20 protein-coding genes are annotated in these 26193 nt (G+C 33.9%); 17 read left to right on the top strand and 3 right to left on the bottom strand.

Annotated elements, in window-relative coordinates; all coding sequences use genetic code 11:
• Nucleotides 1-126: 126 nt before the first annotated feature.
• The 5 genes from AC1DVP_RS11250 to AC1DVP_RS11230 all read left to right on the top strand — a co-directional run bounded on the left by AC1DVP_RS11250 (nt 127) and on the right by AC1DVP_RS11230 (nt 5331).
• Nucleotides 127-729 (top strand): trimeric intracellular cation channel family protein, encoded by a 603-nt coding sequence (locus AC1DVP_RS11250; RefSeq protein WP_477183567.1) that lies wholly within the window; start codon nt 127-129, stop codon nt 727-729.
• A gap of 308 nt (nt 730-1037) precedes the next feature.
• Complete coding sequence (locus AC1DVP_RS11245; protein ID WP_477183566.1) at nt 1038-2015, top strand: GNAT family N-acetyltransferase; 978 nt, start codon at nt 1038-1040, stop codon at nt 2013-2015.
• Entirely contained in the window at nt 2012-3091 is a 1080-nt protein-coding gene (locus tag AC1DVP_RS11240; protein ID WP_477183565.1) for a DegT/DnrJ/EryC1/StrS family aminotransferase, read from the top strand. The genes AC1DVP_RS11245 and AC1DVP_RS11240 overlap by 4 nt, the downstream gene beginning before the upstream one ends.
• 3 nt (nt 3092-3094) lie before the next feature.
• A complete protein-coding gene (locus AC1DVP_RS11235; RefSeq protein ID WP_477183564.1) occupies nt 3095-4579 on the top strand; it encodes an oligosaccharide flippase family protein in 1485 nt (494 codons plus the stop codon).
• Nucleotides 4580-4710: 131 nt separating this feature from the next.
• Entirely contained in the window at nt 4711-5331 is a 621-nt protein-coding gene (locus tag AC1DVP_RS11230; RefSeq protein ID WP_477183563.1) for an acyltransferase, read from the top strand.
• A gap of 15 nt (nt 5332-5346) precedes the next feature.
• Here AC1DVP_RS11230 and AC1DVP_RS11225 read toward each other — a convergent pair whose 3' ends face one another.
• Nucleotides 5347-6483 carry a glycosyltransferase gene (locus tag AC1DVP_RS11225; protein ID WP_477183562.1) on the bottom strand — a complete coding sequence of 379 codons (1137 nt, stop codon included), beginning with the start codon at nt 6481-6483 and terminating at the stop codon, nt 5347-5349.
• A gap of 30 nt (nt 6484-6513) precedes the next feature.
• Here AC1DVP_RS11225 and AC1DVP_RS11220 point away from each other — a divergent pair, with 30 nt between their 5' ends.
• The 3 genes from AC1DVP_RS11220 to AC1DVP_RS11210 are packed head-to-tail and all read left to right on the top strand — an operon-like array spanning nt 6514 to nt 9114.
• The gene (locus AC1DVP_RS11220) at nt 6514-7638 is read left to right on the top strand and encodes a glycosyltransferase (protein ID WP_477183561.1); all 1125 of its coding nucleotides are present in this window, start codon (nt 6514-6516) and stop codon (nt 7636-7638) included.
• Complete coding sequence (locus AC1DVP_RS11215) at nt 7631-8029, top strand: sugar 3,4-ketoisomerase (protein WP_477183560.1); 399 nt, start codon at nt 7631-7633, stop codon at nt 8027-8029. Before AC1DVP_RS11220 ends, AC1DVP_RS11215 begins: the two co-directional genes overlap by 8 nt.
• Nucleotides 8026-9114: a glycosyltransferase family 4 protein gene (locus AC1DVP_RS11210; protein WP_477183559.1), complete on the top strand. Its 1089-nt coding sequence runs from the start codon at nt 8026-8028 to the stop codon at nt 9112-9114. The genes AC1DVP_RS11215 and AC1DVP_RS11210 overlap by 4 nt, the downstream gene beginning before the upstream one ends.
• A gap of 6 nt (nt 9115-9120) precedes the next feature.
• On the opposite strand, the gene AC1DVP_RS11205 is transcribed toward AC1DVP_RS11210, so the two are convergent.
• Complete coding sequence (locus AC1DVP_RS11205; protein WP_477183558.1) at nt 9121-10014, bottom strand: glycosyltransferase; 894 nt, start codon at nt 10012-10014, stop codon at nt 9121-9123.
• On the bottom strand, nt 10014-10697 hold the full coding sequence (locus AC1DVP_RS11200) for a cell division ATP-binding protein FtsE (protein WP_477183557.1): 684 nt from the start codon (nt 10695-10697) through the stop codon (nt 10014-10016). Before AC1DVP_RS11200 ends, AC1DVP_RS11205 begins: the two co-directional genes overlap by 1 nt.
• 268 nt (nt 10698-10965) lie before the next feature.
• Between AC1DVP_RS11200 and AC1DVP_RS11195 the strand changes: the two genes are divergently transcribed.
• The 9 genes from AC1DVP_RS11195 to AC1DVP_RS11155 all read left to right on the top strand — a co-directional run bounded on the left by AC1DVP_RS11195 (nt 10966) and on the right by AC1DVP_RS11155 (nt 26182).
• Nucleotides 10966-13980: a tetratricopeptide repeat protein gene (locus tag AC1DVP_RS11195; protein WP_477183556.1), complete on the top strand. Its 3015-nt coding sequence runs from the start codon at nt 10966-10968 to the stop codon at nt 13978-13980.
• A 6-nt stretch (nt 13981-13986) separates the two neighbouring features.
• Complete coding sequence (locus AC1DVP_RS11190; RefSeq protein WP_477183555.1) at nt 13987-14850, top strand: PhzF family phenazine biosynthesis protein; 864 nt, start codon at nt 13987-13989, stop codon at nt 14848-14850.
• 53 nt (nt 14851-14903) lie between these two features.
• Complete coding sequence (locus tag AC1DVP_RS11185; RefSeq protein ID WP_477183554.1) at nt 14904-16715, top strand: TonB-dependent receptor; 1812 nt, start codon at nt 14904-14906, stop codon at nt 16713-16715.
• Nucleotides 16716-16863: 148 nt separating this feature from the next.
• Nucleotides 16864-17313, top strand: coding sequence for a hypothetical protein (locus tag AC1DVP_RS11180; RefSeq protein WP_477183553.1), 450 nt, complete (start codon nt 16864-16866; stop codon nt 17311-17313).
• A gap of 261 nt (nt 17314-17574) precedes the next feature.
• Nucleotides 17575-17844, top strand: coding sequence for an Asp-tRNA(Asn)/Glu-tRNA(Gln) amidotransferase subunit GatC (locus AC1DVP_RS11175; protein ID WP_477183552.1), 270 nt, complete (start codon nt 17575-17577; stop codon nt 17842-17844).
• Between the two features lies 1 nt (nt 17845).
• Nucleotides 17846-19243 carry an amidase gene (locus AC1DVP_RS11170; protein WP_477183551.1) on the top strand — a complete coding sequence of 466 codons (1398 nt, stop codon included), beginning with the start codon at nt 17846-17848 and terminating at the stop codon, nt 19241-19243.
• On the top strand, nt 19243-22572 hold the full coding sequence (gatB/aspS, locus tag AC1DVP_RS11165) for a bifunctional amidotransferase subunit GatB/aspartate--tRNA ligase AspS (RefSeq protein ID WP_477183550.1): 3330 nt from the start codon (nt 19243-19245) through the stop codon (nt 22570-22572). The genes AC1DVP_RS11170 and gatB/aspS overlap by 1 nt, the downstream gene beginning before the upstream one ends.
• A 670-nt stretch (nt 22573-23242) precedes the next feature.
• Nucleotides 23243-25186: a DNA topoisomerase (ATP-hydrolyzing) subunit B gene (gyrB, locus tag AC1DVP_RS11160; RefSeq protein WP_477183549.1), complete on the top strand. Its 1944-nt coding sequence runs from the start codon at nt 23243-23245 to the stop codon at nt 25184-25186.
• A 60-nt stretch (nt 25187-25246) separates the two neighbouring features.
• Nucleotides 25247-26182, top strand: coding sequence for a malate dehydrogenase (locus tag AC1DVP_RS11155; RefSeq protein WP_477183548.1), 936 nt, complete (start codon nt 25247-25249; stop codon nt 26180-26182).
• Nucleotides 26183-26193 lie beyond the last annotated feature (11 nt).

The following is a 26193-nucleotide window of genomic DNA, read 5'->3' as shown; positions in this document are numbered from 1 at the left end:
TTTCTATGGTGCTAAGGTACTACCATTTTTTAAATTCTTAAAATGACTGGCAGTAAGCAGTTTTTATTTAATTTTGAAATATTAAGCAGAATCTGAAATCTGCCGTCTAAAACCTAAATTTCAAAAATGTTTCACCTACTCGACATCATCGGAACCATGGCTTTTGCAATGTCTGGTGCATTAGCGGCAATGAGCAAAAAGCTTGATCCATTTGGTGTTTTTATCATTGCATTTGTAACGGCTGTTGGTGGCGGAACCCTGCGTGATGTCATGATTGGCCGAACCCCGGTAGGCTGGATGCAAGACCCAACTTATGTGTATGTAATTGTTTGGGGTTTTATTTTGGCAATTATATTCAGAAAAAAATTAGACAGACTCCGAACTTCACTAGCATTATTTGACACCATTGGATTGGGTGTTTTTACCTTAATCGGAATCCAAAAAGGAATTGATTACCACCTGCATCCCGTTATTTGCATCGCCCTAGGAACCATGACTGCCTGTTTTGGAGGCGTTACTCGTGATATTTTATGCGTTGAAATTCCCGTTATTTTTCGCCGGGAAGTCTATGCAACCATTTGTATAATTGGAGGCATCGTATTTTTTGCCCTTCGAAAAATGAATGTAGAAAATGATGTTTTATATCTGGCAACTTCATCCATAATTATTGTGATTCGCCTGATGGCCGTAAAATATAAATGGCATCTCGCTCCTTTAGAACATAAATAATTAATCTGAATTTATTCGTCGTTTGATAAAGATCGTTTGGGCGAGACCCCATACCGAAAAAAGGGCAAATTTTCTTTGCGGTTATACGCCCTTTTATCGGTATGCGGTCGGGCTATCCATGCTACTTTGGTAGCTTATTTCTATCCCTCTCGCGGGCAATCCGGAAACAAAGTGCTAGAAATTGGTATTTGGGTTTTATTTCCAAGAAAGTTTTATCAGAATGCATTACCGGCAGTTTAGAATTTTTTGCAATTCCTATTTAGAATATTAGCCTAATTGTGTACTTTTCCAGTCTTTAATACTCTATTGTGAAAAACTACGGTGTAAAACGATATCAGGAAAGTGACTATGACAGTTGGAATACATTTGTAAACCAAGCCAAAAATGCTACGTTCCTTTTTCATCGTGATTTTATGGAATATCACAAAGACCGATTTGAAGATTTTTCTCTAATGGTTCTTGAAGGTAAAAAGACAGTTGCCGTTTTACCAGCTAATAGAACAGGAGAGCGTATTTGTTCACATCATGGGTTGACTTACGGAGGTTTAGTTTATAAAGAGAATCTAAAGTTAGCTTCAGTAATTCTAGTTTTTAAGGCTGTATTATTTTATTTGAGCGAGAATAAAATTACCAAAATTCAACTAAAAACACTTCCGTCTATTTATCATAACAAACCCGCCGAAGAATTGAATTATGCACTGTTTTTGGCGGAAGCCCAATTAATTAGGAGAGACACGCTGGCAATAATTGATTTGTCAAAGCCATTTCAATTTTCAAAAATAAGAAAACGGGGCATTCAAAAAGGAATGAGCAATGGATTAACCATAAAAGAAGAAAGTAATTTTGAATCTTTTTGGAATCAAGTTTTAATTCCCAACTTAGAATTAAAATACAATGCAGAACCCGTTCATACTCTCTTTGAAATTCAATTATTAAAAAAGCATTTTGATAAAAACATACGGCAGTTCAATGTGTATTTTAATAATCAGATTGTAGCAGGAACAACCATATTTGAATCCGAAAATGTGGCGCATTGCCAATATATTTCAAAATATGATGAACAGGAAAATCTCGGGAGTTTAGATTTTTTATTTGAGTATTTAATAAACAATGTATTTGCTCATAAACGTTTTTTTGATTTTGGAATATCCAATGAAAATCAAGGAAAAATACTCAATAGCGGATTATCATATTGGAAAGAAAGTTTTGGAGCAAACATCGTAGTCCATGATTTTTACGAAGTGGAAACTGCTCATTTTTCTAAACTAGAAAGCGTTTTAAAATGATCAAATTCTTAGACTTAAAAAAAATAAACGAACCTTATGAAACCGCTTTTCAAGAGAAATTGAAATCGGTATTAGATTTGGGCTGGTATATTTTAGGGAAAGAAGTTCAGGTGTTTGAATCCAATTTTGCAAACTATTGCGGAGCCAAGCACTGCGTTGGTGTCGGGAATGGTTTAGATGCCTTAGTCTTGATTTTTAAAGGCTACATCCAGCTTGGAAAATTACAAAAAGGTGACGAAGTAATCGTGCCGGCTAATACTTATATTGCCAGTATACTTGCCATTCTTCAAGCTGATTTAGTGCCTGTTTTAGTAGAACCAAAATTAGAAACCTACAATATTGATTCTAGTTTAATTCAAGAAAAAATAACATCTAAAACCAAAGCTGTTCTTGCTGTCCACCTTTACGGTCAATTGGCCGAAATGGATGCGATAAATACCATTGCAAAGCAAAATAACCTTTTAGTTATTGAAGATGCCGCACAATCGGCAGGGGCAATCAGTAACCCGCAATCGGCTGTAGCTTACAGTTTTTACCCAGGAAAAAACCTTGGTGCACTTGGAGACGGTGGAGCTGTAGTGACGAATGATGAACTGCTCGCCAAAACTATCAAATCTCTCAGAAATTATGGTTCTCAAACAAAATATCAGAATGATTTTATAGGAGTTAACTCGAGATTAGACGAATTGCAAGCAGCTTTCCTAAACTTAAAATTAACCAACTTAGATGCCGATAATGAAAAGCGAAGAATCATCGTTAAACGTTATTTGTCTGAAATAAAAAACGATAAAATCATTTTGCCTTTTTGGGATTTAAGTGATAATCATGTTTTTCATTTGTTTGTCATTCGAACCAAAAATAGAGATGATTTACAAAATTATTTATTGGAAAACGGAATCCAAACGATGATTCATTACCCGATTCCGCCCCATAAGCAAAAAGCTTTTGAATCGTGGAATAATTTGTCTTTCCTTATCACTGAAAAAATACATAACGAAGTATTGAGCCTGCCTATAAGTCCTGTAATGACAATAGATGAGGTAGATTATGTTGTCGAAATTTTAAATAGATATTAATTAGTGTCTGTTACCGAAAAATCATATCAGCAGATTTTAAAAACGGCTTCTCTTTTTGGAGGAGTACAATTTTTTACAATCATTTTTTCTATCATACGGACTAAATTGATTGCTATATTTATTGGTCCGGCTGGGATGGGAATTATTTCATTATTAAATTCTACTTTAGCGATAATTAGCAGTTTTACAGGTTTAGGAATTGAAACAAGTTCTGTAAAACACATTTCTGAAAATTATAAAAACGAAGATTTAGATTCGGTAGGAACTACAGTTACTGTCATAAAAAAGTTAGCGATAATTACTGGGATTTTTGGGGCTGTAATTACTGTTATTTTTTCAAAATGGCTAAGTGTTTTAACATTTGGAAATTCAAATCACACTTTTCCGTTTGTTTTTCTTTCGGTGACTTTACTGCTGAAACAGCTCATGATGGGAGAGCTTGTAATTTTGCAGGGATTACGCCGAATGAGACTTTTGGCGCAGGCTAATTTTTATGGAAATTTATTCGGATTGTTATTCTCGATCCCTTTTTATTACTATTTGGGTATTGATGCTATTGTTCCTACTATTATCGTTGCATCATTGTCGGCATTGTTTTTTGCTTTTTTTTATTCCAAAAAGATAAAATTTAAAAAGGCTGTTATGCCAAATAATCAATTGACAGCAGAAGGGAAAAGTATTGTCAGGCTAGGAATAATGCTGACTATAAGCGGTTTGTTTACGTTAGTGACTGCCTATTTAATTCAGGTTTACATCGGGAAATATGGAGGTTTGGAACAAGTGGGGTATTACAATGCCGGCTTCACGCTGTTGAATTCTTATGTAGGGATTATTTTTACGGTCATGAGTACTGATTATTTTCCGAAACTGTCTGCTATAAATGATGATAATACAAAAGTTAGAATTAGTGTAACAGAACAATCATTTGTGTCAATTCTTATAATTACACCAATAATAATTTTATTTTTGATGATGATTCCGCTGATTGTGAGAACTATTTATACGCCAAAATTTAATGCCATCATACCGATGGTTTGTTTCGGGATATTAGCGATGCTGTTTAGAGCTGTTTCATGGTCTATGGGATTTGTTCTGCTTGCCAAGGGAGATTCTAAAATGTTTATTAAAACCGCAGTTGGATTTAGTATTTTGTCTTTGGTTTTAAATATTTTGGGTTATTATTTTTATGGTTTGGAGGGTGTCGGTTTTAGTTTTTTTGTCTATTATATTATTCATTTTATTAGCCTTAAAATAATTACAAAAAAAAGATATAATTTTTATTTTGACTCCGACTTTTATCTCGTTTATTTTATTTGTCTTGTGATGTGTGTGGTAACTTTTTTGCTTAGATATCTGACCAATCCAATTGTAAAGTATAGTTTAATGTCGTTTATGGTAATCATTTCACTGATTTTTGTATTGTTTCAAATGAATAAAAAAGTGGAATTAAAGTTGGTCTTAAATTCAATACTGAAAAGAAAAAAATGATTGGAATTTTGAAAAATTATTATCGAAATCTAAAAAAAGTTTTCAAGAAACTGAAGCTTTATTATTCAGTAAACTGGACAAAGACATTGTATTTTAATTTTAAAAAATTTCCTTTCAGCATTGCTAAAAAAATGCCGGTCTTTTTTTATGGGAGCGTAAAATTTAAATCTATTGCAGGTCAGATTGAAATTATAGGAAATATTAAAACAGGAATGATCGGTTTTGGCCAGCCTTATGAAATGAATACGCGTCATAAAGGAATTGCCGAAATTAATATTGAAGGAAATGTCATTTTTAAAGGACATGTACAATTTGGCAAAGATTATTTTATCTTTATTGGAGATGAGGGATATTGTGAATTTGGGCACATGGCATCGTTGGGTTCAAATTCAAAATTAGTTTGTTTAGACAAGGTGATCTTGGGTAATTATGCTCGTTTTGGTTCGGAATCACAGATAATTGATACCAATTTTCATCCGATGTTCGATACCGAAACACAAGAAAAATTCGACATGAATGGTTCAATTTTGATTGGGAATTACAACTATATCGGAAGCCGGGTTTCTGTAATGAAAAATACTAAAACACCTAATTATTGTACAATTGCATCTAATAGTTTATGCAATAAAGACTATACTTTGTATGGAAATAATATCCTTATCGGAGGGATTCCGTCAAGTTTGATCCGAAATAATATTTCGAGAGATTGGGAGGGAGAAAGAGAAATTTTAGATCAATCTTTGATTGTTTAATCTAGTGGTTTCAAGTCAGCTTTTCCATACTTCCAAATACTTTTTTGCAATTTGTATATAATCATGCTCCTTTTCGATAAAAGCCCTGGCCCGTTTACCGATTGCAATAATTTCTTCGGGATTTTCAATTAAAAAAGAAAGTTTTTTTACCAAATAATCAACATCAGGAATTGCATTGATACACACTCTTTCGGTAATGTTATAATGCTCTGTAAATTCAGTTTCGGCACCAGTAAAAACCACCTTTCCTTTTGCCATAGCTTCGAGTGCATTGTAGCCTTGGTCACAGCAGTATAACTGATCCAGCAGAATATGTGCCTTGTTGTACAGTTCAATGTAAACAGGATATGGGATTGTATTGGCGGTAATAATTTCTACTTTATCTTGAAATTTTTCTTTGATAATTTCTAATGCTTTTTCAAAAAACAAAATACCTTTCTGATGATAACTCCATTTGCTGATGCCAAGAAAAATAACGACTTTATCTTTTATAATTAATTCATTAAAGACTAATTTTTTGGTATTTACCGGACAGGGAATAAAACCGGAATAGTTCGTGTTAACTTTGTTTGCTTCCACATAATCAAAATCGGAAGCAATGATTCCGCTGAATTTTTCTTTTATAAAATGGTGTATTTTGATATGATTTTCATCAAAATAGTCAAAAAATGGTTTGAATTCTTTATCTTGTTTCGGGTTTTGAAAATAGGGCTGAAGGATTGATTTTTTTGATTTATTTTCGATGTAAAACTTTAAAGTAGAATAGTCAATTCCGGTAGATAGCAGATATAATTTTTTGTTCGTTTTATATATTTTATTCATCAGGAAAAGTTCAAACTTTTTGGGCGTTTTTATTGAAGCTTCGTTGATAAACTGTACTACATCAAAATTTTTTAATTTTGGAAGAAAAAAATAAAAACGGATACCGGTTTCTATACTCGCAAAATCAAAATTGAAAATACGGTAAATGGCTTTTCTAGGGATATCAAAAAACTTGATTGTCAGCCATTTGGCTTCGTAGTTGTAATCTGTTGCATATTGCTTAAAACCATCTCTATTGGCTGCCAAAATAACTTCATGACCAAGTTCAATTAATCCTTCTTTTAAAGAATTATGCAAAAGACTGTATTCGCCAATAAGTAGAATCCGCATTAGTGTTATATTTGAAACGAAAATAAGAAAATGAAAATGATATTACCCGAAAAAAAATATAAAATAGCTTTAGTAGGGTATCGGTTGAGCGAAGGCGGCGGTGATAAAGTAATGGCAAATTTGTCCCTTTTTTTTGAAAAAAAGGGAATTGAAATTCATAATATAATTGTTTTAGATTGTGTAGGCTATCGCTATTCTGGAAAGCTTATTAATTTAGGACTGCTTAAAAACGATTCGAATGGATTTGGCAATAAGTTGAAACGGCTTCTTTTTTTGAGACAATATTTAAGTGAAAACAATTTCGATTTTATCATTGATTTTCGCCCTAGAAGAAAGACAATTCAAGAATTAATTATCGCCCGGTTTATTTATAAAGCAAAAACTATTTTTACAGTACATAGTTTCTTAATCGATTATTATATACCCAAAAATGCTTGGCTGGCCAGACTGATTTATGATAAAAGTTATGCTACTGTAACTGTTGTAAATCAAGTTCAGGAATTGATTGAGAGTCAATATCATTTGAAAAATGTAATAACGATTCCCAATCCAATTAATTTAGACGAAGTAAATGAAAGAAGCAATGAAACAATTGCTGTTGATTTTGAATATATAATTGCTGTTGGTCAGTATGAAAATTCCATAAAACAGTTTGATAAATTGATTTTGAGTTATGCAGATTCTATTTTGCCAAAAAAAGAAATTCATCTTATCATTTTAGGAAATGGAAATAAAGAAGTGCTGGAAAAAATAGCGAAAGACAATAACGTTTTTGAATATGTGCATTTTCTAGGTTTTCAGGATAATCCATATAAATATTTAAAAAAAGCTATTTTTTTGATTTTGAGCAGTTTGAATGAAGGATTTCCCAATGTGATTCTTGAAGCATTGGCCTGCCAGACTCCTGTTGTAGCTTTTGATTGCCAAACTGGGCCAAGAGAAATGATTACAGATAAAGTAAATGGTATTTTGGTAGAAAATCAAAATTTGAAAAAACTAACCGAAGCTATGAATCTGTTTATTGAAGATGAGGTTTTATATAATTATTGCAAAAAAAATACTTTAGGAAGCATTCAGCATTTTTCTTTAGACAGAATTGGAGAACAATGGTTAGATTTGATGCAGATTGATAAAAATAATAAAGGAAATGATTAAAGAAATACAGTTGCTTGAAATTCCGGTTGTTGAAGATTTCAGAGGGAATTTAGGAGTTATAGAAAGCGGTTTCCTGCCATTCGAATTCAAACGTGTTTATTATCTTTTTGATGTGCCAAGCAATGCTTTTAGAGGCGGGCATTCTCATATCCTGCAGCAGGAAGTTCTTGTTGCTTTGAGCGGCAGTTTTGAAGTTACAATTCATGATGGCAACAATAAAAAAAGTTATCTGTTGAATAAACCTAATATAGGCTTGCTGATTCCAAATGGTTTTTGGAGAGAGCTTGAGAATTTTTCTTCGGGGGCGGTTTGTCTTGTTTTGGCATCAGATGTTTTTGATGAAGAGGACTATATTAGGGATTTTGATGGATTTTTGGAGTCAAAAAGATGAAAATCCTATACATAGCACCTGATATAACGGACTCTGGCGGAATTTCTCGAGTTGTTTCCCTGAAAACAAATTATTTTGCAGCCAATTTGAATTACAAAATTGTTATTCTTTCTGTAAATGATGGTTCTTCTAATTGTTTTTATAATTTTAATTCAGAAATAAAATGGTATAACATTCAAAAAACAAAAAATGCTTTCTTGTTTTTAAGAGACTATATCCATTTGATTAAAAAAATAGTCTTCAATGAAAAACCAGATGTAATAGTAGTCTGTGATGCTGTATTGTGGCTGTTTATTCCTTGGTTTATAAAAACAGACATCCCCATAGTTTTTGAAACCCATTTTTCAGCTTCTTTTGAAAAAGTAAAAAATAAAAATTTCTACACTAAGTTTCGGTCTAAATTGGTTCGTTTTTTTAAGCAGAAAACAATAAAAAAATTCACTTGTTTTGTGACGATGACGAATGAAGAGAGTAAGGAGTGGAATGCTAAAAATAAAGTAGTTATCCCTAATCCTGTAAGCTTCGCCGTAACAGAAAAAGCAGATTTAATCAATAAAAAAGCAATGTCCGTTTGTATGAATCCCTATATAAAAGGCCTTGACAGATTGCTATTGGTTTGGAGCAGAATAGTTGAAAAACATTCTGATTGGATACTGGATATTTATGGACAATGGAATGTTAATTCGGAATACCAAAAAATGGCTAATACTTTGAAGATTTCAAGTAATGTAAATTTTATTTTTCCAACCAAGGATATTCAGAGCAGCTATAATCAAGCTTCTCTTTTTTTAATGACTTCTCGTTCGGAAGCTTTTCCTATGGTATTGCTTGAAGCAATGACATATGGTGTGCCCTGCCTTGCTTATGATTGCCCATCTGGCCCCAGATCAATTATAAAACAGGGAATAAACGGTTTTTTAATAGAAGATGGAAATTCAGATTCTTTTGTTGAAAAATTAGAATTACTAATTGAAGATGAAAATTTGAGATTCCAAATGGGGAAAAATGCTTCTGAAAGTGCTACTGTTTATGATTTGGGAATAATCATGAAAAAATGGCAAAATCTTTTTGAAAGTTTGCTCTAAATACTTCTATTGTTTTGACTGTAATTTGCTAAAATGCCCTAATTTATATAAGTCAAATAACAAAAGTGATGGTTTGTTCGAAATTAATTGGGCAGCAATTTTATCTTCGAATAAATTAAATATATAAACGGTAAGGCGTGTCAGTTTTAGTTTCTTCAGCAAGGAATATGCAGTAATTATTTTACTGTCTTTCAAATCTATTTTTTTAGAATTCACAATATAAACTAAGTTTTCCAGAGCTGTTTTTGTTTTGTCCAAAAATAAGGCAGAGGTCTCTAAATTTAAATGAAAAGCTGGATTTTCTATATGGGTTACCTTGATTTTATTTGCTTCTAATGTTTTCATAAAGCATAGATCTTCGTAGCCGTATTTTGTAATATTTTCATCAAAAGGATATTGCGAAAAAAGTTCTTTTTTTAGCAATAAATTAGAACTTAATGCGCTGCTATTAGGCTTTGTTTTTCTTTTTTCTACAGAAAGGGACTCTCTTCGATGGCCGTAATTCCAGCGCAATAACTGATCTTTATCCGGTTTTTTTGGTTCATAAAGTATTCCGCCAAAAATAATCGAGTTATCGTTTTCCTGGATTCCAATATGATATTTTTTTATAAAATCGGAGCCTTGAGGAAGAGTATCGCAGTCTAAAATGAGCAACCAATCATAGTTTGCTTTTCTAGCCATTTTGTTAATGTTTTTTCCTCTTCCTAAATTAGTTTCATTAGAGGAAAAACAACATTTTTCTAAAGTATTTATTTCGTTATTTTCAACTAAAAAAACATTCGAAGCATCATCCTGACAGATTATTTCATATTCCAAATTACATTCTGAACATTGTTTGTATAATTCCAAAACTAATGGGAAAGCATTGTAATTGTAAACTGGAATAAGAATAGAAAGCATTATACCGTTCTTTGAACTACTTCAAAAATAGTTGCGTCCTCACATTTTAAGGTTTTGTTTGGGAATTTCATCAATAGCGCATAATCATGCGTTGCCATGATAACTGTTTTGCCTAAGGCATTGATTTGTCTTAAAACTTCAAGTACTTCGGCGCTGGTTTGAGGATCAAGATTTCCTGTTGGCTCATCTGCAAGAATAAATTCGGGATCATTCAATAAAGCTCTTGCTATAGCAATACTTTGTTGTTCTCCGCCAGAAAGCTGATGTGGCATTTTGTCTGCAAAATCTTTCATGTTTACTTTAGACAAAACTTCTTCGATTTTAGCATCCATTTCATCTTTGTCTTTCCAGCCGGTTGCTTTCAAAACAAATAACATATTGTCTTTTACAGTACGGTCTGGCAATAATTTGAAATCCTGAAAAACGATACCGATTTTTCTTCTCAAAAAAGGAATATCATCTTCTTTTAAAGTGGCTAAATCAAATTCTACAATCTTGCCTTCGCCTTCCGTTAAAGGTAAATCAGCATATAATGTTTTTAATAAACTGCTTTTTCCAGAACCAGTTTTCCCAATGATATATATAAATTCGCCGTGATTGACTTCCAGATTAACATCGGATAAAATAGCTTTTCCTTCTTGATATATGTTTACGTTTTTTAAAGACAGTACAGATTGTGACATAATAGAAATTGTTTATTGGGTAAAAGTAAAAAGATAAAATCCAAATACAAAAGTAAAAGGTGAAAAATAAAAGGCAAAAGGAAAAAAGCAAATCCCAAAAGACAAAATTTCAAAAAAAAGCAAATTTCAACTCCTTGTTTAGTTCCCTCTTCTTTGAAAGGAGTTTGGGGTGAGGTTTTCTGTTTAAAAATAGTTTATAATAAAAGCGATCTGCCTTTCGTTATAGAAACAGAATTAAATATCTTTGATTGACTAAATAAAAACTACAATGCGTAAACATATCAGGCTTTTTTTATTCCTTTTTTTTGTTCAAATAACCTCCCTGTTTTCTCAACAATCGACAATTAGCACTTATTCATTAAAGGACTTCGACAAAGCGGTTTCTTTATATGAGGATAAACAATATACTTCGGCACAAATTATTTTTAAGCAAGTTCAAAAAACTGCCAAAACAGAAGGTTTACAGTCAGATTGTGCTTATTATATTGCTAACTGCGCTATTCGCACCGATCAGGATAATGCTGAGGAACTAATTAATCGTTTTGTAGAGGAATATCCTGCAAGCCGAAAACAAAACCAGGCTTTTATAGATGTGGCTTACTATTATTTTGATCATCATGAATATAAAGAAGCAATGCATTGGTTTGAAAGAGTTGATGAAAGTGTTTTAAAAGACAGTGAACGGAACAAGTTTAATTTTGAAAAAGGTTATACTTATTTTGATGCTAAAAATTCAAAAAAAGCCAAAAGTTATTTTAGCAGAGTAGCCAGTTCTGATGAATACGGTACGCAAAGTAAATATTATATGGGTTTCATGGCATATGAATCTGATGATTATGCTGAAGCGAATAAGCAATTTGATCAGGTTTCCGGAAATGAAAAATATGCAGAGAAATTATCCTACTACAAATCGGATATGAGTTTTAAATCAGGGGATTTTCAAAAAGCCATCGATTTGGGAATTAAAGCGATGCCAAATTCTACTGCTGAAGAAAAATCTGAATTGAATAAAATTATTGGCGAAAGCTATTTTAACCTAAAACAATACGACAAAGCAATTCCTTATCTGGTGGGGTATAAAGGAAAAAATGGAAAATGGAATAACACCGATTTTTATCAGTTAGGTTATGCCTATTATGTGCAAAAGGATTATGAAAACGCAGTTTCCCAATTCAATAAAATTATCGACGGAAATGATTTTATAGCTCAAAACGCGTATTATCATTTAGGGGAAAGTTATTTGGAATCCAATAAAAAACAACAGGCTTTGAATGCTTTCAAGAATGCATCCGAAATGAATTTTAATTTAAAACTGCAGGAAGATGCTAGTTTTAATTATGCCAAATTGAGTTATGAAATTGGAAATTCATATCAAAGCGTTCCCGAAGTTTTGCTGGGTTTTATGAGTAAATATCCAACCAATTCAAATAATGGTGTTATTGAAAAACTGTTGATTGATTCTTATATTTCATCGAAGAATTACAAGGAAGCATTGGTTTTATTAGAAAAAAATAAATCATCAGAAAACAGAGGTGTTTATCAAAAAGTAGTTTTCTACAGAGGATTGGAATTGTACACAAACAGTGATTATTTTGGTTCTTTATCTATGTTTGAAAAAGGTTTGAAAGAACCAAAAGACGCAATAATTACAGCCCGATGCGCTTTTTGGAAGGCTGAATCCGAATATAATTTGGAAAATTTCAAAGAAGCTTTATTGAGTTATCAGCAGTTTTTGGATTTGCCAAAAGCCAAAGAAACTGTTGAATTCAAAAACGTTAATTATAATATTGCCTACGCTAATTTCAAACTGAAAGAGTATGAAACTGCTGGGAACTATTTTCAGAATCAGATTGATAGCAATAAGGCGGATAAATTTCGTCTGAATGATTCTTATTTACGCTTGGCAGACTGCCGATTTGTAACGACTAAATATCAGGCTGCATTAGATGCCTATAATAAGGTAATAGAATCTAAAAGCGTTGATGCAGATTATGCTTATTTCCAAAAAGCGCTTTGCTATGGATTTCTTTCGAAAAACAGTAAAAAAATAGAAGAGCTGAATGCATTTTTGACCTTATACCCAAAATCAGATTATCAGGACGATGCTTTGTTTGAATTGGGGAATACGTATGTTGCTGATAATAAACAGGATTTGGCTATAAAAGCTTATGATAGATTAATCTCAAATTACAAAAGCAGTTCTTATACTTCGAGATCTATTTTGCGTCAGGGATTGATTTATTATAATTCGGATAAGGATGATTTGGCTATTGCCAAATTTAAAAAAGTAGCTTCCGAATTTCCTAAAACTCCCGAAGCTTACGAAGCGGTTTCTACAGCTCGTTTGATTTATGTCGATAACGGAAAAGTAGATGAGTATGCTACTTGGGTTCGCACATTGGATTTTGTAGCTGTAACCGATTTGGATTTGGATAATGATACTTTTGAGGCTTCTCAAAAACAATTGGAACAAGGCAATACTAAGCAGGCTATTTCTGGTTTTAGTAATTATGTGGCTAAGTTTCCTAATGGAGTGCATATTCTGCAGGCCAATTTCCAATTGGCACAAATGTATTATGCTGAAGGTTCAGAAAGTAAATCAGTTCCTAATTATGAGTTTGTGATAAGCCAGCCTAGATGTGAATATACGGAGCAGTCTTTGGTTCGTTTGGCTCAAATATTTTTAAAAGATAAAAATTGTGATAAAGGAATTCCAGTTTTGGCTCGTATAGAAAAAGAAGCTGATTTTCCGCAGAATAAAACTTTTGCGCAAGCGAATTTGATGAAGTGTTATTATGAAACAAAGGATTATTCAAATTCCGTTGTGTATGCTGATAAGGTTTTAACGAATCCAAAAACAGAGGAAAATGTAAAAAGCGATGCTCAGATTATCGTTGCTCGTTCTGCGATGCAGTCTGGTGATGAAGCCAAAGCCAAAACCGCTTATGCAAAATTGCTGACGGTAAGCAAAGGCGAATTGGCAGCAGAAGCTTTATATTATGATGCCTATTTTAAAAACAAAGACGGGAAATTTGAGCTTTCTAACACCGTCATTCAAAAATTAGCCAAGAATTATTCAAGTTACCGTTATTATGGAGCCAAAGGTTTGGTTCTAATGGCAAAGAATTATTATGGTTTGAAAGACAGTTACCAAGCGACCTACGTTTTAGACAATGTAATCGAAAATTTTACAGATTATTCAGATGTGGTTGAAGAAGCCAAAACTGAACTGGACAGAATAAAAACAGAAGAAGCCAAAACAAATTCATCAATAACTAAATAAAGCAGAATGAAATTACCTTTTTATATAGTGGATGTTTTTGCTGAGGAAAAATATGCCGGAAATCAGTTGGCCGTTTTCTTGGAAGCTGATGGTTTGAGTACAGAAGAAATGCAGAAAATAGCAAACGAAATTAACTTTGCCGAAAGCACTTTTATAACTAAGATTGAACCACAAAATAATAGTGCGACAATTAGAATTTTTACTGCAGAATACGAAATGAAGTTTGCAGGTCATCCGGTTATTGGGACTTCATGGGTACTGATGAATAAAATAGTTAGTACGAATCCTCAAAATTTTAAATTGACAGTGCCAATTGGAGAGATTCCAATTCAGCAGTCGGGAGATTTGGTTTGGCTGCAGGCAGCACAACCACAATTTTGGGATGTTTTCGCAAAAGAAGGTTTTTTGTCTTTCAGTAATTTGAACACTGCTGATTTTGATGATGAATTTCCCATTCAGGAAGTGACTACAGGAAGTGCGTTTGTTATTATTCCGCTTAAAAATATAAAAGCACTTCAGAATTTAAATCTGGATTTGCTTAAAATGAAAGATTGGTTACTTGTTAATTGCAGAACAGATCACAGAGCCTTGTATTTCTATTGTTTTGACGAAGGAAAATTGTACAGCAGAATGTTATATGTGGAAAATAATCAGATTCGGGAAGATGCTGCGACAGGCAGTGCCAGTACATGTCTGCAGGCTTTTCTTTTGAAATACCAGTCACAGGAAATTAAAATAGTCAATCGACAAGGTGATTTTATGAACAGACCTTCGCGAATCCATTTTGACGGAAAATTTGCTGGAGATAAATTTGATATAAAAATTGGAGGAAGAACACAATTTATCGCAAAGGGTGAGTGGGAAGTATAGTCCAGATAGCAGAAATTAGAGCGCAGAAGTCAGAAAACAGAAAAAAAAGAAAGATGATAATCAAAAATATACAAACATTCATAAATAAGCAATCAACGTTCTCTACTCCTTTTCCTTTGGTGAGGTTAGGGTTGGGGATTTTTCTCCTGTTACTTTCCCAATTTTCATTTGCTCAAAACAAACAGGATAATATTGGAACAGAAGTAGTAAATGTGGTAAAACCATACACGCCGACAATTTCTGATGCGTTCAAAGTAAAAGAAGTTCCTGTGAATACAAATGATGAAAATGCTAAGAAAGAAAGTGTTAGCTATTCTATTTTGCCTTTTCCGGTAGCATCTACGTTTTCTCCTTCCAAAGGAAATGCGCAAGGAGTGGAAAAAGGAAAGCAAGAACGTTTGTTTAAAAATTATGCGACCCTGGGTATTGGAAATTATGGCTCTTTGAATGCTGAATTATATGTGAATGAAGATCTTAATAATAATGAATATGTAAGCGGTATGTTTCGCCACAATTCATCTCAAGGTGGCATAAAAGATGTTCAGCTTGATGATTTCTTTTATGATACTAAAATCGATTTGCTGTATGGCAGCAATAAACAGGAAATCGCTTGGAATTTAAAAGCAGGATATCGAAACCAAATTTATAACTGGTATGGATTACCAGCTGATTTTGGAAATACTCTAACACTTCCGGAAAGTATGGGCTTGGTGTATGGTATTAATCCGCAACAGTCTTATAATACATTTTCGATTGGCGGTTCTATGGCTTTTGAGGATGGAATTGTGAATGATGTAACTCTTGATTTTGCTCATTTTACAGATGCATTTAGTTCGGCAGAGAATAGTTTTTTGCTGGCGCCAACTTTTAAGTTTGATGTGATGGACGAAGCCATAAAAACTAAAATTTTTGTTGATTATGTTGATGGCAGTTTTAAGAAAAATTACTTGGAAACGAATACATCACCTATTAACTATGGATTTACAAACTTAGGAATAGAGCCAAGTTTTGTGATGACTAGAGAGGATTGGACTATAAATGTTGGTGCTGGATTAGTTTATAGTATGGGGAAAGAAAATGATACGAACAAATTCTATATATATCCTTCGATTAGCGCTTCTTATAAAGTAGTTGGTGATTTAATGATATTTTATACGAGTGCCATTGGGAATTTACAGCAAAACACCTATAAGAATTTTGTTGATGACAATCCATTTGTTTCGCCTACATTAAATATTAAGCCAACAAATGAACTGTATGATATTCAGGCAGGATTAAAAGGGAAATTGGCAAGCACGGTGAGTTATGATGTGAAAGCATCTTATATTTATGATGAAAATAAAGCGTTGTTTAGAAGTAATGACTATACCGAAAAGAATACGAATGCCAATTATGGTTTCGGAAATTCGTTTCAAGTGCTTTATGATGATTTGACGACAATGCGTTTTTATGGAGAAATAAAAGCAGACTTGACTAAAGGCGTAACAGTTGAAGCAGATGTAACAGTGAGCAGTTATACTAAAAAATCAGAACAGGAAGCATGGAATTTACCAGAACTTCAATTGAATTCCAAAGCAGATTTCATGATTACCGAGAAATGGTTTGCTGGTGTAAATTTGTTTTATGTAGGCGAACGTAAAGACCAGCAGCTGAATACCGATATTGTTTATGTTACAGCTCCTGGACCAATTACATTGGATGGTTATTTTGATTTGAATGCTAATGTTCGTTACAAACACAACGAAAGATTTACAGCCTTTTTAAAAGCCAATAATATTTTGAATAATGACTATCAAAAATGGCTGAATTATCAAGTTCAAGGTTTTCAGGTGATGGTAGGAGGAAATTATAAATTTGATTTTTAAAAAATTAATCGCAAGGTTCGCAAAAAATTTCGCAAAGGACGCTATGTTTTGCTTAACTAATAATATTCCGAAAAGCCTTTGCGAACCTTGTGTAATTCTTTGCGGGCTTTGTGTTTAAAACTTTTAACTTTGCGGTTAAATCTTCCTTATGACTTTTAAACAAAAAATATACAACCACTACAATCAATTAGTTCAAGATAAAATAGATGTTTTCAGAGATATGATTACAGCTTTGACTGAAGATTCTAAAAACGATGCCAAAGGTTCTGCAGGGGATAAGCACGAGACAGCTTTGTCTATGATGCATATTGAACAGGAAAAACTCAATACAAAACTCAAAGAAGTATTGACTCAAAAAGCAGTTTTGGATAAATTGGATCCCTCAATTGTAGCCGAAACTATTATTTTGGGAAGTTTGGTAAAAGCCAATGGAATTTATTTGTACCTCAGTCTTGCACTCCCAAAAATTAATATTGATGGGGTGAATGTTATTGCTTTGTCTCCGCAATCACCTCTTGGGAATAAATTGATGGGAAATAAAGTTGGGTTTACTTTTGAGATTAATGGAACGAAGTATTTGATTGAGAGTATTGGATGATAAGTCTGAGCTAATTCTTGTTGCTGGCAACTCCTTATAATCGTTTTTTAAGTTTTAACCACTCCCTACTGGTTTAATAGTTGTATTTTGTTATTTCTCTCTGATTATTTTGAAATAATACAAACATATTTAACATAATGTGTGATTATAGGACTTCTTTATGTTAAGAACGGCTGAAATCATTAAAAAAACCTGATTCCCTAATAAAACTTTTTGTAATTTCGCGAGCTTAAAAGTTTGACTTTAAAACTAAATAAAATTATGAGCAAAACAATGACAGTCGACATTTTGTCGAGTATTAAAGGCGCACAGCCCTCAGAGTCTGTGAACAAATTATTTGATGTAATTAAAAACGCAGTTCCATCTAATAATAATGCTGCAAATAATGTCAATTATAATTGTGTATCTGTGAGTAATTTGAGAGAAGATGTTGTGATAGAGAGTTCGGATATTGAGAAACAGCTCATTTTAGAAAACTTCCCGAACAAAAAAAATGGTTTTTTAGTTGTTGCTAAAGTTATAGAAGGATAAAATGGATTCTCAAATAAAAAAAATACACCAGCAATTGGTGTCAAAACAAATAACTTGTACCGCTTTGGTACAGGAAAAATTAGACTTACTGAAACAAAACACGTATAACTCTGTAAATTCTTTATTGGACACTTTAGCTTTGGAATTAGCTTCTAAAGTAGATGCTAAAATTGCAAACGGAGAAACGATAGGTTTGTTGGAAGGAATTCCTTTTGGAATTAAAGATGTATATATGCTGCAGGGGACTTACACCACTGCAAGTTCTGATTTACTGAAAAATTATAAATCTTCTTATACGGCCACAGCCATTCAGAAATTATTGGATGCAGGCGCTATTCCATTGGTAAAGGAAAATTGTGATAGTTTTGGTCACGGTTCTTCAAGTGAAAACACGATTTTTGGGGCTGTAAAAAATGCTATTGATCCAACATTAGTTGCTGGAGGTTCAAGCGGTGGATCTGCAGTTAACGTTGCAAAAGAATATACAGTTTTTTCCATTGGCGGTGATACTGGTGGTTCTATTCGTCAGCCTGCCGGGTACAACCATATTTATGGTTTGAAGCCAACTTACGGAAGAATTTCAAGATTTGGATTGATGGCTTACGCATCTTCTACGGATTGCGTTGGGCCATTGGCTAAATCAATTGAAGATATCCGAATTGTACTGAATGTAATGAGCGGAAAAGATCCAAAAGATCAAACTTCAATTATTTCAAACGAAATTAGTGAAGAAGCAATTGCAGTTTCAACTGTGAAAACGGTTGGTTATTTCAAGAACTTTATTGAAAGTGATGCTATTGATGCCCAAATAAAAGCTGATTTTTTAACAAGCATTGAAAAATTGAAAGCCAAAGGAATTGAAGTAAAAGAATTGGACTTTTTCAAATCGGATATCTTAGTTTCAACTTACTATACTTTGGCGATGGCTGAAACGGCTTCAAATTTGTCTCGTTTGGACGGAACTAATTATGGAAACCGCATAGAAGCTGAGAATTTAATTGAAACTTATGCAGTGACGCGTTCTGAAAATTTTTCAGAAGAAACAAAACGCAGAATTGTTGGTGGAAACCAAGTATTGTCACAAGGTTTCTCGGATGAAATATATTTAAAAGGATTGGCTTTAAGAGATCAGATTTCTGAAAACTTCAGCAAAGATTTTCAAGAAGTGGATATCATTTTATCGCCGGTTACGCCAAGTACTCCTCCTAAAATTGGAGACAGTTTAAAAGATCCGCTGGCTATGTATTTGTCGGATGCTTATACCGTTGGTTTTAGTTTAGGGCAATTGCCAACTTTGACCGTACCACAAGGAACTAGCACAGGACTGCAGATTACAGCTGCAAAAAATAATGATGAATTAGTGTTGAAGTTTGCAAACTTCTTAAAAGATACGATATAATGGAATTGGAGCAATTAACTGCGGCTTTAAAAGCCCACGATTTAGAATTGGTAATTGGACTGGAAACACACGTTCGATTAAATACCAAAACCAAGTTGTTTTGTTCTTGTCCCAACCAAGAAATTGAAACACCTAACGAAAATATATGTTCGGTTTGTACCGGACAAATGGGCGTTTTGCCTGCTATAAATAGAGAAGCAATAACAAAAGCGATTTATTTTGGAAAAGCGGTGGATTCGTCATTTAGTAATGAAGTGATATCTTGGGATAGAAAGCATTACGAATATCCAGATAATCCAAAAAATATTCAGATTACACAGTTTCATAACCCAATAATTCCTGACGGACACGTGTCTTGTTACCGAAATGATGGTACTCAATTTACGGTGAATTTAACTCAGGTTCATATTGAAGAGGATGCTGCGAAATTGATGCACGAAAAGAAGATTTCATTAGTCGATTTTAACAAAGCAGGTGTGCCATTGATTGAAATTGTTACTGAACCTTGTATTCGCAATATTGAAGACGCTTCAACTTATGCGCAATATATTCAGCGTATTGTTCAAAACTTAGGGATATCTGAAGCGAATCTTGAAAAAGGAGAATTTAAATCGGATGTTTCTGTGTCTTTGAGAAAAAAGCACAGTTATGAATTAAACCCAAGAACGGAAATCAAAAACTTGAACTCATTTAAGTTTATGGTGGAAGCTCTGAAGGAAGAAGTGGAAAAACAGTTTAATTACTTTATCGATCATAAAGAGTTTAGACCTGACCAAACGACTGTGTTATGGGATGCTGATTTAAAGCAGACCAAAGTAATGCGTAAAAAAGAATTTGAAGCGGATTACCGTTTTATTTCTGAGCCGGATCTGCCTTTTGTAACGATTAAAAAAGAAGTGGAAGCTATTAAAGTAGATACAAGTGCTTTGCCATTTGCAGTTGAATCTATTTTAATTAACGGTGGTGTTTTGCCGCAAGATGCCAAATTTTTTACTGCAGATAAGCTGCGTTCGCAAACATTTGTAGAAATAAATAACGAAATTAAAGATCCTTCGTTTGTTGCTAAAACTTTGGCAAACAATATAAAGGCCGAAGACTATGCTGAAATCCATAGCATTGCCCATTTGACGGATATTTTCAAATTATTTAAAGCTGAAAAAATTACGGCAGTTTTAGTTCAAAACGCGATTACGGGTTATTTAAAAGACCGAACTTTTGACTACAATAAGTACTTCGAGGAAAACACAATTTCTGAAGATAAAATTCAAGAAGTTATTGCTAAGATAATTTCAGAAAATGAGGCTGTTGCCAATGATATTAAAGCTGGAGATCAAGGAAAAGCTGGCATTTTAGTTGGTAAGGTTTTAGGTGTTATTGGAAAAGGTGCCAATGGGAAAGTAATTCGCCAGATTATTTTGGACAAATTAGGTGCCGACGCTATTTTGGAAAAGAAAGAAGCATCTGAAAAAGTTTCCAAAGAAACAATTGCCGAGAATAAAGAAAGCCAGGAAGAATCGTTTCCTGAAATTCCGATTATTATAAAAGATATTTACAGAACGCATAAAATTTCTCAATTATCAGAAGAAAATATCCAGCAAGAAGTGATATTATCTGGCTGGGTTGCAAGTGTTCGTGACCACGGTGAATTGATGTTTATCGATTTGCGTGATTCAAGCTATGAGATTTTTCAAATCCGTATTAGCAGAGAGTCTTTTCCTAATATCGATGAGTTAGTGAAATTGAAACCGGAATCTGTAATTTCGGTTACTGGTAAAGTTGTTGGGCGTAATGAAGATGATTATAATGCAGGATTGCGGACTGGTAAGATTGAATTGGAAACTTCGGTTTTAGAGATTTTGAATTTATCTAAAACATTACCTTTTGAAATTAAAAGAGCTGCCAAAACGAATGAAGCAATGCGTTTTCAATATAAGTTTTTGGATCACAGAAATGAAGAGGTAAGACGAGCTATCGTAAACCGTCATAAAGTAATTAAGTTATTGCGTGACATCTTGGATGAAGAAGAATTTTTAGAAATTGAAACCCCAATTTTAAGTGCAGGAACTGATGAAGGAGCACGTGAATTTATTGTTCCTACACGTAAACAGGCAGGTTTCTTCTATACATTGCCACAAGCGCCACAACAGTTCAAACAAATGCTGATGGTGAGCGGTTATGAAAAGTATTTCCAAATTGCACGCTGTTTTAGAGATGAAGATTCCCGTGGAGACCGTCAGCCGGAATTTACGCAGCTGGATATGGAAATGGCTTACGCAAGTATGCAGCAGATTATAGATTTGAACACTAAAATGTTTAATGAAGTAGTGAAGAAAATATACGGCAACAAGTGGATTTTACGTCCGTTTGAAGTGATTACATATAAAGATGCTATGGATTTCTATGGCTGTGACAGACCTGATTTACGTTACGGATTGAAAATGCAGGATATCACCAATATTGTAAAAGATACCACTTTCCAAGTATTCAGTAAGCCTATTGAAGACGGCGGAATTGTAAAATGCATCAAGGTTTCGGCCAAAGAGCAAGGGAATAAACGTATGTCAAAAGGCCAAATCGAAAACCTTACAGCTATTGCTCAACAGCACGGCTTAGGCGGATTGGCTTATATTATTGTAAATGAAGAGGAACTGCAGTCTCCAATTATTAAGTTTTTAGGTGAAGATATTGCGGCTGGAATTATAAAAGCGACCAATGCAGAAGTTGGAGATATTGTATTCTTTTCAGCGGCAGATTATGGAACGGCTAATAAAGCTTTGGATGCTGTTCGTCAGGAATTAGGCAAAATCTTGCACTTAATTAATCCGAAGGAATTATGCCCGGCTTGGGTTGTTGATTTCCCAATGTTTGAAAGAACTGATGAAGGAAGATGGACCTTCACGCACAATCCTTTCTCGATGCCTGCGATTTACGATTTGCAAAAGCACATGAAAGGGGATGACAATGAAATTGGAACAATTATAGCCCAGCAATACGATATAATCTTAAATGGTTATGAGATTGGAGGAGGTTCAGTTCGGGCACATAAATCGGAAATTCTGGAAGCGACTTATAGAAATATGGGTTACAATAAAGAAGAAATGATAAAAAGTGTCGGAACGATGCACAAAGCTTTTCAGTACGGTGCACCACCACACGGAGGTATTGCTTGGGGAATTGATCGTTTAATGATGATTTTGGAGAAAAAAGCATCCATTAGAGAAGTAATGGCTTTCCCAAAGACCGGAACCAGCGAAGATTTATTGTTTGGCGCACCATCTCTTTTGTCTGACAAAAAAGTTGAAGAAATGAATGTGAGGATTATGAGGTAATAGATTTATAATCTAAAATAATTTAAAAGTGGGTTTGTATTGAAAAATATAAACCCACTTTTTTTATTCAATTCTCTCATTACATTTTTAAAGAATGTTTCCGAGTGATACAGCTATTTTATTCGTGTCGTCATATTTGCAATGGAGTTTGTGATGTAAAAACGTTTTAAAGCTGGAAATGACGCTTAAAAGCTGGAATGATTTATTAATTGGCATCCAATTATTTTTATTTTTTAAATGATTGCAAAAAAGACTGAATAATAACTCCTGAGCCCCGATTAATTCACTATACTTTTGTTTTTAATTGGAGTTCAGTGAGCTTTGTTTGTTGTGAAAATCCTTATGGCCTGGGTCCGGCTTATAAGATTATAATGGAAGCAGGACAATACAGTCCAAAAAAGCTAAATCTTTCTGCTTAAAAAAATAATCGACTCAGTTTATTAAGTTGAACAGAGGTAAATATTATATGATTATGCCTATGTAAAAGCGTAAATAAAAGCTTATTTTTTGTTTATAAAAACGTATTCAGTTTTGAAGGCTTTTTTTTATGGATATAAACCATAAATGTTGATAACTTAAGAGCTTATAACAGTAATAAAGTCCTTAAATAGATTACATTTTCATATATTTGCTGTTAGACGAAAAACACATTTTTTTTAGATTAAATTATATGAGCGAAGAAATCAAGAAGGACAATTATTCAGCAGACAGTATCCAGGCTTTAGAAGGAATGGAACACGTGAGAATGCGTCCATCAATGTACATTGGAGATGTAGGTGTAAGAGGGTTACATCATTTAGTTTATGAAGTAGTAGATAACTCTATCGATGAGGCAATGGGAGGTCATTGCGATACGATATCGGTAAGCATCAATGAAGACGGATCAATATCTGTTGAAGATAATGGCCGTGGTATTCCAGTTGGGATTCATAAAAAAGAAGGCGTTTCTGCATTGGAGGTTGTAATGACCAAGATTGGTGCTGGAGGTAAATTCGATAAAGATTCCTATAAAGTTTCTGGAGGTCTTCACGGTGTTGGGGTTTCTGTTGTAAATGCATTGTCAAATCATTTAAGAGCAACTGTACACAGTAGTGATGGTAAAATATACGAACAGGAATACGAAAAAGGAAAAGCTCTTTATCCAGTAAAACAAATTGGTGAAACTACTAAAAGAGGTACAATTGTTACCTTTTATCCGGATCCTTCCATTTTTACCCAAACAATAGAATATTCATATGATACTTTGTCAGCCCGTATGCGTGAGCTGTCTTTTTTGAATAAAGGTGTTTCAATTACGTTTACTGATAAAAGAGAAAAAGATAAAGACGGAAATTTTCTTTCAGAATTGTTTTATTCTACTGAAGGACTTAAAGAATATATTCGATATTTAGATGGAAACCGTGAGCCTATTATTGCACACGTAATTTCTATGGATAATGAAAAAGGAGAAATTCCAGTTGAGGTAGCGCTGATTTACAATACGAGCTATGGTGAGAATATTTTTTCTTATGTAAATAATATAAACACACACGAAGGAGGAACGCATTTACAAGGTTTTAGAACTGGTCTTACCAGATCGTTGAAGAAATACGCAGATACTTCCGGAATGTTAGATAAATTGAAGTTTGATATTTCGGGAGATGACTTCCGTGAAGGTCTTACGGCAATTATTTCGGTAAAAGTGTCAGAACCTCAATTTGAGGGTCAGACAAAAACAAAATTAGGAAACAGAGAAGTCGTTTCGCCTGTAAGTCAGGCGGTAAGTGAAATGATTGAAAATTATTTGGAAGAAAATCCAAATGATGCCCGAATTATTGTTCAAAAAGTAATACTTGCTGCCCAAGCACGTCATGCTGCTAAAAAAGCGCGTGAAATGGTGCAGCGTAAAACCGTTATGGGCGGTGGTGGATTGCCTGGTAAATTATCGGATTGTTCGGAACAAGACCCTGCAAAATGCGAAGTGTATCTTGTCGAGGGAGATTCGGCAGGCGGTACGGCAAAACAAGGTCGTGACCGTGCTTTTCAAGCTATTTTGCCATTGCGTGGTAAGATTTTGAATGTGGAAAAAGCGATGCACCACAAAGTTTTTGAAAACGAAGAGATTCGAAATATTTTTACAGCACTTGGAGTAACTGTCGGAACAGAAGAAGATAGTAAAGCTTTGAATATTTCAAAATTACGTTACCATAAAGTGATTATCATGTGTGATGCCGATGTCGATGGCAGTCATATTTCAACTTTGATTTTGACATTCTTCTTCCGATTTATGAAAGAGCTAATTGAAGAAGGGCACGTATATATTGCTGCACCGCCTTTGTATTTAGTTAAAAAAGGAAATAAAAAAGAATATGCTTGGAATGATGATCAACGCGATCAGGCGAATGCAAGAATGGGAGGAAGTGCAGGAATTCAGCGTTATAAAGGTCTTGGAGAGATGAATGCGGAGCAATTGTGGGAAACGACAATGGATCCAGGTTTTAGAACTTTACGACAAGTGAATATAGACAGTCTTGCAGAGGCTGATAGGGTTTTTTCAATGCTAATGGGTGATGAGGTGCCTCCAAGAAGAGAATTTATCGAGAAAAATGCAGTTTACGCTAATATCGATGCGTAGTTTTTAGAATGAGCTGTATTTTTCGTTTTTGATTTGAAATTAATAAAAAAACAAATAAAAATGAAAGTTACCATTGTAGGAGCAGGGAATGTGGGAGCATCCTGTGCAGATTCAATTTCTTATAGAGGAATTGCAAGTGAAGTAGTATTATTGGATATCAGAGAAGGTTTTGCCGAAGGTAAAGCTATGGATATAATGCAATGTGCTACAAATACTGGTTTTAATACCAATGTTTCGGGGGTTACTAATGATTATTCTAAAACAGCAAACAGTGATGTAGTTGTGATTACTTCGGGAATTCCTAGAAAACCCGGAATGACCAGAGAGGAATTAATCGGAATTAATGCCGGCATTGTTAAAACTGTTGCAGAGAATGTATTAGCTCATTCGCCAAATTGTATTGTAGTAGTAGTGTCTAATCCAATGGATACAATGACTTATTTGACATTGAAAGCTACTGGATTGCCAAAAAACAGAATTATCGGTATGGGTGGAGCTTTAGACAGTTCTCGTTTTAGATATTATTTATCTAAAGCATTGGATAAGCCTTCTAATGATATTTCAGCAATGGTAATCGGTGGTCATGGCGATACTACGATGATTCCTTTGACAAGATTGGCTTCTTATAATGGTATTCCCGTTTCACAGTTTCTATCTCAGGAAGAGTTAGATAAAGTTGCTGCTGCCACGATGGTAGGAGGAGCGACACTTACGGGGTTATTAGGAACTTCTGCTTGGTATGCGCCTGGTGCTTCAGTTGCTTATTTGGTAGACAGTATTTTGAATGATCAAAAGAAAATGATAGCTTGTTCTGTTTTTGTTGAAGGCGAGTACGGGCAAAACGATATCTGTATCGGTGTACCTTGTATTATAGGTAAAAATGGAATTGAACAAATTGTTGATATTAAATTAAATGATGCTGAAAAAGCGGCTTTTGCTAAGAGTGCTGAAGCTGTAAGAAGCATGAATGCTGATTTGAAATCTGTTTTGGCATAATAATTTACATA

This window comes from Flavobacterium sp. P3_A6 (genome assembly GCF_056403035.1).
Note: the sequence above shows the minus strand (reverse complement) of the source record. Positions and strands in the feature narration are given on the sequence as shown.